Raw genomic sequence first — 10,362 nt, 5'->3', positions numbered from 1 at the left:
ACGAGGCCGTTCAGGCCGATGCGGGGGTCTGGGGGCGGCAGCCCCCAGGGGCCGTTCACCCCGATTCCGACCCGCCGAATCCCCCCTGACCGCCGGAGGCAACTGGCACTCCGCTTGACCGAGTGCTAATCGCAGTCATAGTCTCAGGTCTGGCACTCACCGCAGGAGAGTGCCAATAGCGACGGGCAGGTCCGGCACCCGCGACGACGGATCCACCTGGTCGCCACCTCAGACAGTTAACCCCGTAATCTCCGAAGGGGGAGGTCGGATAGTGACGACCACCAGCTCCAAGGTTGCCATCAAGCCGCTCGAAGACCGCATTGTGGTCCAGCCGCTCGAAGCCGAGCAGACCACCGCCTCTGGCCTGGTCATTCCGGACACCGCGAAGGAGAAGCCCCAGGAGGGCGTCGTCCTGGCCGTCGGTCCGGGCCGCTTCGAGAACGGTGAGCGTCTTCCGCTCGACGTGAAGACCGGCGACATCGTGCTCTACAGCAAGTACGGCGGTACCGAGGTGAAGTACAACGGCGAGGAGTACCTCGTCCTCTCGGCTCGCGACGTGCTCGCGATCATCGAGAAGTAATTCACCCAGGTTTGCTTTGAACTGCGCCCCTGGCCCCAGCGAGTACTGAACGCGAGTACTAAGAAGCCGGGTGCTGGGGGCGCCGTTCGTTTTTCCGAGAGGACTGAATCAGCTCCATGGCGAAGATCCTGAAGTTCGACGAAGACGCCCGTCGTGCCCTTGAGCGCGGCGTCAACAAACTTGCCGACACGGTCAAGGTGACGATCGGCCCCAAGGGCCGCAACGTCGTCATCGACAAGAAGTTCGGCGCACCCACCATCACCAACGACGGTGTCACGATCGCCCGCGAGGTCGAGCTCGACGACCCGTACGAGAACCTCGGCGCCCAGCTGGTGAAGGAGGTGGCGACCAAGACCAACGACATCGCGGGTGACGGTACGACCACCGCCACCGTGCTCGCCCAGGCGCTCGTCCGCGAGGGCCTGAAGAACGTGGCCGCCGGCGCGTCCCCCGCCCTCCTGAAGAAGGGCATCGACGCCGCCGTCGCCGCGGTCTCCGAGGAGCTCCTCGCGACCGCCCGCCCGATCGAAGAGAAGTCCGACATCGCCGCCGTCGCCGGGCTCTCCGCCCAGGACAGCCAGGTCGGCGAGCTCATCGCCGAGGCGATGGACAAGGTCGGCAAGGACGGTGTCATCACCGTCGAGGAGTCCAACACCTTCGGTCTTGAGCTGGAGTTCACCGAGGGCATGGCCTTCGACAAGGGCTACCTGTCGCCGTACATGGTGTCCGACCAGGAGCGTATGGAGGCCGTCCTCGACGACCCGTACATCCTGATCCACCAGGGCAAGGTCTCCTCGATCCAGGACCTGCTGCCCCTCCTTGAGAAGGTCATCCAGACCAACGCGTCGAAGCCGCTGCTGATCATTGCCGAGGACGTCGAGGGCGAAGCCCTGTCGACCCTGGTCGTGAACAAGATCCGCGGCACCTTCAACGCGGTGGCCGTCAAGGCCCCGGGCTTCGGCGACCGCCGCAAGGCCATGCTCGGTGACATCGCCTCGCTCACCGGCGCCACGGTCATCGCCGAGGAGGTCGGCCTCAAGCTCGACCAGGTCGGCCTGGAGGTGCTGGGCACCGCCCGTCGCGTGACCGTCACCAAGGACGACACCACGCTCGTCGACGGCGGCGGCAACAGCGCCGACGTGACCGGCCGGGTCAACCAGATCAAGGCCGAGATCGAGTCCACGGACTCCGACTGGGACCGCGAGAAGCTCCAGGAGCGCCTCGCGAAGCTGGCCGGCGGCGTGTGCGTGATCAAGGTCGGCGCCGCCACCGAGGTGGAGCTGAAGGAGAAGAAGCACCGCCTGGAGGACGCCATCTCCGCGACCCGCGCCGCGGTCGAGGAGGGCATCGTCTCCGGTGGTGGCTCCGCGCTCGTCCACGCCGTGAAGGTGCTCGACGGCAACCTCGGCAAGACCGGCGACGAGGCCACCGGTGTCGCCGTCGTCCGCAAGGCCGCCGTCGAGCCGCTGCGCTGGATCGCCGAGAACGCCGGCCTGGAGGGTTACGTCATCACCTCCAAGGTCGCCGAGCTCGACAAGGGCCAGGGCTTCAACGCCGCGACCGGCGAGTACGGCGACCTGGTCAAGGCCGGCGTCATCGACCCGGTCAAGGTCACCCGCTCCGCCCTGGAGAACGCCGCGTCCATCGCCTCCCTGCTCCTCACGACCGAGACCCTGGTCGTCGAGAAGCCGGCCGAGGAAGAGGCCGAGGCGGGCCACGGCGGCCACGGCCACTCGCACTAGGCGCTCCGCTGAGCGCGCGGTGATGTGACTGCGGGCTCGGTGGGGGCTGGTCGCGCAGTTCCCCGCGCCCCTGACGGGGCGCGGCAGGTTCAGGTAGGCGCCAGGCGAAAGCCCGGTACCCCGTCTCGGCGGGGTACCGGGCTTTCGTGCTGTGCGGCACCACCTGACTCGCTCGGGCTCACTTCGGTCCGTACCTGCGGCCCGCCTTCGAGCTGACCCCGCCGAGCAGCCCCCGCGGGGTCACCTTCGCCACGCCCATCAGGGCCTTGTAGCGCGGGTCCGGGATCGACAACGACTTGCCCCGCGCCAGGTCGGCCAGCGCGGCCGTGACCACCTTGTCGGCGTCCAGCCACATCCAGCCGGGAATGCCGTCCGTGCCCATCCCGGCCCGCTCATGGAACTCGGTCCGCACGAACCCGGGACACAGCACCATCAGCCGGACCCCGCTGCCTGCCAGGTCCCGCGCCACGCCCTGCGTGAACTGCACGACCCACGCCTTCGACGCCCCGTACGTACCGCGCGGCAGGAACGCGGCCGTCGACGCCACGTTGACGACACCGCCGCGCCCGCGCCCCCGCATCGACTCGGCCGCCGCCGACGTCAGCCGGAGCACCGCCTCGCAGTGCACCTTGAGCATCCGCAACTCGTCCGCCATCGGTACGTCCAGATAGAGGCCCTTGTTGCCGAAGCCGGCGTTGTTGACGAGCAGATCGACCGCGTGCTTGCGGTCCGAGACGCGGGCGGCCACCGCCTCGATGCCCTCGTCCGTCGCCAGATCCGCCGTCAGCACCTCCGCCTCGATGCCGTGCCGGTCGTGCAGTTCGGTCGCCTGCTCACCGAGCCGCGCGGTGTCACGCGCCACCAGCACGAGGTTGTGCCCGTCGGCGGCCAGCCGCCGCGCGAAGGCAGCACCGATGCCCGAGGTCGATCCCGTAATCAGAGCCGTTGTCATGGCGCAAGGTTAGTGAACCGGCGCCCGCTCCCCGTGCCGCGCTCGACCCGGAAGAGCGCTGCCGGCGGTACCGTTCACGCCTCGCTGCCGCCGTACTTCTCGACATACGCCCGCGCCGTGTCCCGCGCCGCCGGGTGCAGGGCGTCACCCGCCGCCAACACCCTTGGCAGCAAGGCCCGTTCGAGCGTGACCGCACGGAACTGGAAGGCGACGGTCACCTCGTGGTCGGGCCGGTGCACGATCTCGATCGGATCGCCCGCCCGTATCTCACCGGGCTCGATCACCCGCAGATACGCGCCGGAGACCCCCTTCTGCGTGAAGCGTCTGACCCATCCCTTCTCACCCATGTGGCCCTGGAAGGTGAGGCAGGGAATCCGCCCGGACGTCACTTCGAGAACGACCTCGGGGCCGACGCGCCAGCGCTCCCCGATCTTCGCCCCGGACACGTCGATCCCCGCCGTCGTGAGGTTCTCGCCGAAGACGCCGCCGGCCAGGGGCCGCCCCAGCACGCGTTCCCAGTCGTCGAGGTCCTCGCGCGCGAAGGCGTACACCGCTTGGTCGTTGCCGCCGTGGTGCCGCAGCTCGCACACGGCGTCCCCGGTCAGACCGCTCGCGCCGACGCCCTTGGGGCCGGGCGCGGCCACCCGCACCGGCCCGTCCACCGGCCGCTTGTCGATCCCGGTCACGCCCTCGGCCTGGTCCGTGTAGTCGACGGCCTTGGGGCGGCCGAGATTCAAAGAGAGAAGCTTCATGACGGCACGCTAGGCGATACGGGACGCCAGGCGATACGGGGCCAAAGCGTCGATGCGATATTCGTCGCCGTACCCAAGATTCGCTTATGCTCGAAGGATGATCGAGGCCCGCCATCTGCGCGTCCTGCGTGCCGTCGCCGCCACTGGCTCCTTCTCGGCGGCGGGGCGCGAACTGGGCTGCACCCAGCCCGCCGTCAGCCAGCAGATGAAGGCACTCGAAGCCTCCGTCGGCACCCCCCTCCTGATCCGCACGGGCCGCGAGATGCGCCTGACCCAGGCGGGCGAGGCCCTCGTCCGGCACGCCGCGGGCATCATCGCAGGGCTGACCGCCGCGGAGGAGGAGGTCGCCGCGATCGCGGGCCTGCGCGCGGGCCGGGTGCGCCTGGTCTCGTTCCCCAGCGGTAGCTCCACGCTCGTACCGACCGCGCTCGCCGCCCTGCGCGCCGCGCACCCCGGTACGCGCGTCTCGCTGGAGGAGGCCGAACCGCCGCGCTCCGTCGAGATGCTGCGCGAGGGCGACTGCGACGTGACGCTCGCCTTCCGGTACGAGGGCGCGGCGGGCTCGGAGGGCGTGGAGGAGTGGGCCGACCTGGTGATCCGCCCGCTGCTCACGGACCGGCTCGTCGGCCTGGTCCCCGAAGGGCACCGGCTGGCCCGGGCGGGAGCGGTCGCCATCGGCGATCTCGCCGACGAGCCGTGGATCGCCGGCTGCCCCCGCTGCCGGGGCCAGCTGGTCGAGGTTTGCGAGAGGGCGGGCTTCACACCGCGTATCGACTTCGCGACCGACGACTATCCGGCGGTGGTCGGTCTGGTCGGAGCCGGTCTCGGGGTCGCGGTCCTGCCGGAGCTCGCCATCGAGTCCGTACGCCCCAAGGGTGCACGCACGGTGACGGTGGAGCCGGCGTTGCGGCGGGAGATCGTCGCGCTCACGCTGCCGGATCTGGCTCAGGTGCCCGCCGTGGCGGCCACGCTGGACCAGCTGGCCAGGGCCGCTGCCCGCTGAGGGCCGCGCCACGCGCGCGTGGCTGGTGCGGGCGGGGCTGTTCGGAGAAACGTTCCTTCAGTGGTGGGGCGACGGGTTGCCCCCGCTCGACGCCGAGACCAGGCGGTTGCGCGCCCGTCCCATGAGTTCCTCGCGCTCGTCCTCGGTCAGGCCGCCCCACACCCCGTACGGCTCGCGCACCGCCAGGGCGTGCGCTGCGCACTCCGCTCGCACCGGGCACCTCATGCAGACCTCTTTGGCCGAGTTCTCACGGGCGCTCCGTGCCGCACCGCGCTCTCCCTCGGGGTGGAAGAAGAGTGAGCTGTCGACCCCGCGGCACGCCGCGAGGAGCTGCCAGTCCCACAGATCCGCGTTCGGCCCGGGAAGGCGGGAGAAATCTGCCATTGCGTTGTCCCCTTGGAGCCGTTTTGGTCGGTTACGTGCCCATTACCGTACATCTGTGATCTAAGGAGATGAAAATATGACTCATTGCGAATCTAGCTCCAGACACCAGCAAATAGGAAGAAAAGCGTCTAAATGGGGCATGGCTTGTGATGAAACCTTGCGGGTCTGTTGCGGGTGTCTGCGCCGTGTCCGCGCCCTCACGTAGAGTGCCGAAGGTGGTTCAAGGCCCCGTAACTCTTTCGAGTGACCGTCGTTGAGTGTGCGAGGCGGTTGAGAGAACAAGCGCTCGGGCAAGCGTCCGAGACGGTCGACCGCACAGGTGACGATTTCGTACCAGCCTGGAGGCTCAAGGTGACGCGCATCAGCTGCGGAGGACGGCCATGACATCCGTCCTCGTCTGCGACGACTCCCCGCTTGCCCGAGAGGCGCTCCGCCGCGCGGTGGCGACCGTGCCCGGCGTAGAGCGCGTGACCACGGCGGCCAACGGCGAGGAAGTCCTCCGCCGCTGGGGTGCCGACCGTTCGGACCTGATTCTGATGGACGTACGCATGCCCGGCCTGGGCGGCGTGGAGACGGTCCGGCGGCTGCTGTCCGCGGACCCCGGTGCACGCATCATCATGCTCACCGTCGCCGAGGACCTGGACGGGGTCGCACTCGCGGTCGCCGCCGGTGCCCGCGGCTATCTCCACAAGGACGCCTCCCGCGCCGAGCTGCGCGCGACCGTCACCCAGGCCCTCGCCGACCCGACCTGGCGGCTCGCCCCGCGCCGGCTCCGGTCGGCCGAGATGGGCGCGGCGCCGACGCTCACCGCGCGTGAGATCCAGGTCCTGGAGGGCATGAGCCACGGCCGGTCGAACGCGGAGATCGGCCGCGAGCTGTTCCTCTCCGAGGACACGGTCAAGACGCACGCGCGCCGGCTCTTCAAGAAACTCGGCGCCTCGGACCGCGCGCACGCGGTGGCGCTCGGGTTCCGCTGGGGTCTGGTCCGCTAGCCCCTGGCCGGGACGGGTTGTCACGGACGGTTGTCCGGACGCTTGTCCGGACGGTCTTCGCGGGTAGGTGAACCCGCCGTGGGACGGGTGTCCCCGCCCGCCGGAGGGCAGGTGGGGCCGGGCCCGGCAGGGGTCGAAGGGGGGCCGGTTCGGGCACCCGATCCCCGTTTCCCGGCGGATGCCGCATCCTTGAGGTGTGGAGTTCCTCGGGAACGAGTCGGTCGAGCGGGAGGGGAGGGCGCAGGAGATGAGTTCCGGCGCACCTGCTCATAACGCTTCGGTGCACAACTACGGACGCGGTGCCACGGATCGAACGACGCCAAGGCACCATGGACCGATGCGTGACGACGAGGCGGCCAATCCCCAAGGGGTGATTGGTGCGCTCGTCCATCGTGCGGTCGAGGGCGACGAGCAGGCCACGCACGACCTCCTCGCCCATGTCCATCCGCTCGCCATCCGCTACTGCCGTACGCGTCTGTCCCGGCTCCCCGGTGACGCGCGGCACTTCGTGGAGGACCTGGCGCAGGAGGTGTGCGTCGCGGTGCTGCTCGCACTGCCGCGCTACAAGGACACCGGGCGCCCCTTCGAAGCCTTCGTCTTCGCCATCGCCGGGCACAAGGTGGCGGACCTGCAGCGGGCCGCGATGCGTCATCCCGGTTCGACCGCGGTGCCGTCGGACGAGATGCCCGAGCGGCCGGACGACTCGCTCGGCCCCGAGGAGCGCGCCCTCCTCAGCAGTGACGCCGCGTGGGCGAAGAAACTCATGGCCAACCTCCCCCAGATCCAGCGGGAGCTGCTCCTGCTGAGGATCGCGGTGGGTCTCACGGCCGAGGAGACCGGACAGATGTTGGGAATGTCACCCGGCGCGGTCCGCGTGGCCCAGCACCGGGCCCTCAGCCGGCTCCGGGCACTGGCGGAGCAGTAGGCGAGCCTCCTGTCGCGTCCTTGCGTCCGGTTCCGTGGACCCCAGGGGCGTGGCGCCGGTTGAACGGGGCCGCCGCCAGGCCCGTACGAACGTACGAAGCCCAGGGGCACCCCCGTCAGAAGGACCCTGACCGTGGAATGAGAGAGCCACGCTTCCCGTTAGCATGGACATCCGCACCGATCAAGGCCATTTGGGGAAGGTGTCATGACTGCAAACGTCGACGGAGTGCCCGAGAAATTCGCGACGCTCGGGCTGACCTACGACGACGTGCTGTTGCTGCCGGGCGCATCGGAAGTGCTGCCGGGCGCGGTCGACACCTCGTCCCGCATCTCCCGCAACGTGCGCGTGAACATCCCGCTGCTCTCCGCGGCGATGGACAAGGTCACCGAGTCCCGCATGGCGATCGCCATGGCCCGGCAGGGCGGTGTCGGCGTACTGCACCGGAACCTCTCCATCGAGGACCAGGTCAACCAGGTCGACCTGGTGAAGCGCTCCGAGTCCGGCATGGTCACCGACCCGATCACGGTGCACCCGGACGCGACGCTGGGCGAGGCCGACGCGCTGTGCGCCAAGTTCCGCATCAGCGGCGTCCCCGTCACCGACGGCAACGGCAAGCTGCTCGGCATCGTCACCAACCGCGACATGGCCTTCGAGACCGACAGGACCCGCCAGGTGCGCGAGGTCATGACCCCGATGCCGCTGGTCACGGGCAAGGTCGGCATCTCCGGTAACGACGCCATGGGGCTGCTGCGCCGCCACAAGATCGAGAAGCTTCCGCTGGTCGACGACGCGGGCGTCCTCAAGGGCCTCATCACGGTCAAGGACTTCGTCAAGGCCGAGAAGTACCCGAACGCCGCGAAGGACGCCGAGGGCCGCCTCCTCGTGGGTGCCGCCGTCGGCGCCAGCCCCGAAGCCCTCGATCGGGCCCAGGCGCTCGCCGAGGCCGGCGCGGACTTCCTGATCGTCGACACCTCCCACGGTCACAACAGCAACGCCCTCAACTGGATGGCGAAGATCAAGTCGAGCGTGGGCGTCGACGTGATCGGCGGCAACGTGGCCACCCGTGACGGCGCCCAGGCGCTGATCGACGCCGGTGTCGACGGCGTCAAGGTGGGTGTGGGCCCCGGCTCGATCTGTACGACGCGCGTGGTCGCCGGCATCGGCGTCCCGCAGGTCACCGCCATCTACGAGGCGGCCCTCGCGGCCCGCGCCGCGGGTGTCCCGGTGATCGGTGACGGCGGTCTGCAGTACTCCGGAGACATCGGCAAGGCGCTGGCCGCCGGCGCCGACACGGTGATGCTCGGCAGCCTCCTGGCCGGCTGCGAGGAGTCGCCCGGCGAGCTGCTCTTCATCAACGGCAAGCAGTTCAAGTCGTACCGCGGCATGGGTTCCCTCGGTGCCATGCAGTCCCGCGGCCAGGGCAAGTCGTACTCGAAGGACCGCTACTTCCAGGCCGAGGTGGCCTCCGACGACAAGCTCGTGCCCGAGGGCATCGAGGGCCAGGTGCCCTACCGCGGCCCGCTGGGCAACGTGCTGCACCAGCTCGTCGGCGGTCTGCGCCAGACCATGGGCTATGTCGGCGCCGCCTCCATCGACGAGATGGAGACCAAGGGCCGCTTCGTACGGATCACGTCGGCGGGCCTCAAGGAGAGCCACCCGCACGACATCCAGATGACGGTCGAGGCACCGAACTACAGCCGCGGCCAGTAGGAGCAACACGTTCGAGGGCGGTCTCGGAGACTTCGGGACCGCCCTCGCCGTATGCGTCGGGGATACTGGAACGCGCAGAACCGAAGAGGGAAAGGCCACACACGTGACTGAGATCGAGATCGGGCGCGGCAAGCGCGGCCGCCGGGCGTACGCCTTCGACGACATCGCCGTCGTCCCGAGCCGCCGTACGCGAGACCCGAAGGAGGTCTCGATCGCCTGGCAGATCGACGCCTACCGCTTCGAGCTGCCGTTCCTGGCGGCTCCCATGGATTCGGTCGTCTCCCCGGCGACCGCCATCCGCATCGGTGAGCTGGGCGGTCTTGGCGTCCTCAACCTCGAAGGCCTGTGGACGCGGCACGAGGACCCGCAGTCGCTCCTCGACGAGATCGTGGAGCTGGACGCCGGGACCGCGACCCGCCGCCTCCAGGAGATCTACGCGGCTCCCATCCAGGAGGACCTGATCGGGCTGCGCATCAAGGAGGTGCGCGACTCGGGCGTGGTCACCGCGGCGGCGCTCTCCCCGCAGCGCACCGCCCAGTTCTCCAAGGCCGTCGTGGACGCCGGTGTCGACATCTTCGTCATCCGCGGTACGACGGTCTCGGCGGAGCACGTCTCCGGCGCCTCCGAGCCGCTGAACCTGAAGCAGTTCATCTACGAGCTGGACGTCCCGGTCATCGTCGGCGGCTGTGCCACGTACACGGCGGCCCTGCATCTGATGCGTACGGGTGCGGCCGGTGTCCTGGTGGGCTTCGGCGGCGGTGCCGCGCACACCACGCGCAACGTCCTGGGGATCCAGGTCCCGATGGCGACCGCGGTCGCCGACGTGGCCGCCGCGCGCCGTGACTACATGGACGAGTCGGGCGGCCGGTACGTGCACGTGATCGCGGACGGCGGTGTCGGCTGGTCCGGCGACCTGCCCAAGGCCGTCGCCTGCGGTGCCGACGCGGTGATGATGGGCTCCCCGCTCGCGCGCGCGACGGACGCGCCGGGACGGGGCCACCACTGGGGCATGGAGGCCGTCAACGAAGAGCTGCCGCGGGGCAAGAAGGTCGACCTCGGCACCGTCGGCACCATCGAGGAGGTCCTCCTGGGCCCCTCGCACACGCCGGACGGCTCCATGAACTTCTTCGGCGCCCTGCGCCGCGCGATGGCCACGACCGGCTACAGCGAACTGAAGGAGTTCCAGCGGGTCGAGGTCACGGTGGCGGACTCGCAGCACAAGCGCTGACGTGCCGCCGCGCTCGGCTTGAGCGGACAGCCGCGAAGGGGCCCGGTCACTCACACAGGTGAGTGACCGGGCCCCTTCGCGTGCCCAAGTTGTC

10 protein-coding genes are annotated in these 10,362 nt (G+C 69.6%); 7 read left to right on the top strand and 3 right to left on the bottom strand.

The features are described from left to right. Window positions 1-271: 271 nt before the first annotated feature. Both groES and groL read left to right on the top strand, forming a co-directional pair. On the top strand, window positions 272-580 hold the full coding sequence (gene groES / locus AOK01_RS00700) for a co-chaperone GroES (RefSeq protein WP_055507210.1): 309 nt from the start codon (window positions 272-274) through the stop codon (window positions 578-580). Between the two features lie 116 nt (window positions 581-696). Next, window positions 697-2,322 carry a chaperonin GroEL gene (groL, locus tag AOK01_RS00695; RefSeq protein ID WP_055507208.1) on the top strand — a complete coding sequence of 542 codons (1,626 nt, stop codon included), beginning with the start codon at window positions 697-699 and terminating at the stop codon, window positions 2,320-2,322. Window positions 2,323-2,500: 178 nt separating this feature from the next. On the opposite strand, the gene AOK01_RS00690 is transcribed toward groL, so the two are convergent. Both AOK01_RS00690 and AOK01_RS00685 read right to left on the bottom strand, forming a co-directional pair. Then, the gene (locus AOK01_RS00690) at window positions 2,501-3,274 is read right to left on the bottom strand and encodes an SDR family NAD(P)-dependent oxidoreductase (RefSeq protein ID WP_055507206.1); all 774 of its coding nucleotides are present in this window, start codon (window positions 3,272-3,274) and stop codon (window positions 2,501-2,503) included. Between the two features lie 74 nt (window positions 3,275-3,348). Further along, entirely contained in the window at window positions 3,349-4,026 is a 678-nt protein-coding gene (locus tag AOK01_RS00685) for an MOSC domain-containing protein (protein ID WP_055507204.1), read from the bottom strand. Between the two features lie 97 nt (window positions 4,027-4,123). Here AOK01_RS00685 and AOK01_RS00680 point away from each other — a divergent pair, with 97 nt between their 5' ends. Then, entirely contained in the window at window positions 4,124-5,029 is a 906-nt protein-coding gene (locus AOK01_RS00680) for a LysR family transcriptional regulator (RefSeq protein ID WP_055507202.1), read from the top strand. Window positions 5,030-5,086: 57 nt separating this feature from the next. On the opposite strand, the gene AOK01_RS00675 is transcribed toward AOK01_RS00680, so the two are convergent. Then, window positions 5,087-5,413, bottom strand: a complete 327-nt coding sequence (locus AOK01_RS00675; RefSeq protein WP_055507200.1) for a WhiB family transcriptional regulator — start codon at window positions 5,411-5,413, stop codon at window positions 5,087-5,089. A gap of 380 nt (window positions 5,414-5,793) precedes the next feature. Here AOK01_RS00675 and AOK01_RS00670 point away from each other — a divergent pair, with 380 nt between their 5' ends. The 4 genes from AOK01_RS00670 to AOK01_RS00655 all read left to right on the top strand — a co-directional run bounded on the left by AOK01_RS00670 (window position 5,794) and on the right by AOK01_RS00655 (window position 10,268). Further along, window positions 5,794-6,405, top strand: coding sequence for a response regulator transcription factor (locus AOK01_RS00670; protein WP_003948568.1), 612 nt, complete (start codon window positions 5,794-5,796; stop codon window positions 6,403-6,405). Between the two features lie 337 nt (window positions 6,406-6,742). Next, window positions 6,743-7,330, top strand: a complete 588-nt coding sequence (locus AOK01_RS00665; protein WP_055507198.1) for a sigma-70 family RNA polymerase sigma factor — start codon at window positions 6,743-6,745, stop codon at window positions 7,328-7,330. A 204-nt stretch (window positions 7,331-7,534) separates the two neighbouring features. Further along, the gene (gene guaB, locus AOK01_RS00660) at window positions 7,535-9,040 is read left to right on the top strand and encodes an IMP dehydrogenase (RefSeq protein WP_055507196.1); all 1,506 of its coding nucleotides are present in this window, start codon (window positions 7,535-7,537) and stop codon (window positions 9,038-9,040) included. A 103-nt stretch (window positions 9,041-9,143) separates the two neighbouring features. Then, window positions 9,144-10,268: a GuaB3 family IMP dehydrogenase-related protein gene (locus AOK01_RS00655; RefSeq protein ID WP_055507194.1), complete on the top strand. Its 1,125-nt coding sequence runs from the start codon at window positions 9,144-9,146 to the stop codon at window positions 10,266-10,268. The last annotated feature ends 94 nt before the right edge of the window (window positions 10,269-10,362 follow it).

The organism is Streptomyces aurantiacus, from assembly GCF_001418335.1.
Classification (GTDB): domain Bacteria; phylum Actinomycetota; class Actinomycetes; order Streptomycetales; family Streptomycetaceae; genus Streptomyces; species Streptomyces aurantiacus.
Note: the sequence above shows the minus strand (reverse complement) of the source record. Positions and strands in the feature narration are given on the sequence as shown.

Coding starts and splice junctions, on each gene's coding strand:
- AOK01_RS00680 (WP_055507202.1), top strand. CDS start 4,124: ATGATCGAGGCCCGCCATCTGCGCGTCCTGCGTGCCGTCGCCGCCACT.
- AOK01_RS00665 (WP_055507198.1), top strand. CDS start 6,743: ATGCGTGACGACGAGGCGGCCAATCCCCAAGGGGTGATTGGTGCGCTC.
- AOK01_RS00685 (WP_055507204.1), bottom strand. CDS start 4,026: ATGAAGCTTCTCTCTTTGAATCTCGGCCGCCCCAAGGCCGTCGACTAC.
- guaB (WP_055507196.1), top strand. CDS start 7,535: ATGACTGCAAACGTCGACGGAGTGCCCGAGAAATTCGCGACGCTCGGG.
- AOK01_RS00690 (WP_055507206.1), bottom strand. CDS start 3,274: ATGACAACGGCTCTGATTACGGGATCGACCTCGGGCATCGGTGCTGCC.
- AOK01_RS00675 (WP_055507200.1), bottom strand. CDS start 5,413: ATGGCAGATTTCTCCCGCCTTCCCGGGCCGAACGCGGATCTGTGGGAC.
- AOK01_RS00670 (WP_003948568.1), top strand. CDS start 5,794: ATGACATCCGTCCTCGTCTGCGACGACTCCCCGCTTGCCCGAGAGGCG.
- groL (WP_055507208.1), top strand. CDS start 697: ATGGCGAAGATCCTGAAGTTCGACGAAGACGCCCGTCGTGCCCTTGAG.